The organism is Pseudomonas onubensis (assembly GCF_965653655.1).
Classification (GTDB): domain Bacteria; phylum Pseudomonadota; class Gammaproteobacteria; order Pseudomonadales; family Pseudomonadaceae; genus Aquipseudomonas.
This window is the reverse complement of record NZ_CBFHAZ010000353.1, coordinates 1-255: the sequence shown is the minus strand read 5'-3', so window position 1 is coordinate 255 and position 255 is coordinate 1. Positions and strand designations below refer to the sequence as shown.

The following is a 255-nucleotide window of genomic DNA, read 5'->3' as shown; positions in this document are numbered from 1 at the left end:
CTCGATTAATCACTTTCACAGTCTTTCCAGGAAGGGGTTTTCCTCCCGAAATTCTCGTCGGCGGTGCAAGACCTAGCCACGAACAGAAGTGCTGCGAAGTCGGAAAGCGTGATAAATCCGCCCCCAACTCACTGGCCAAAACCAAAGCCGTGTCGATTCCTATGGTTGGGATTGCGGTCAAATCCACGCCCATGACCTTGTTCAGTGCGCGATGCAAAATCAGTTGCTGCTCATTTGAGCGGTGTGGGTTGCGCA

1 protein-coding gene is annotated in these 255 nt (G+C 52.5%); it reads right to left on the bottom strand.

Translation table 11 applies throughout. The features are described 5' to 3' along the window. A partial coding sequence (locus ACTD9P_RS30305; protein ID WP_438870524.1) for a transposase occupies positions 1-255 on the bottom strand: 255 nt, incomplete at both ends.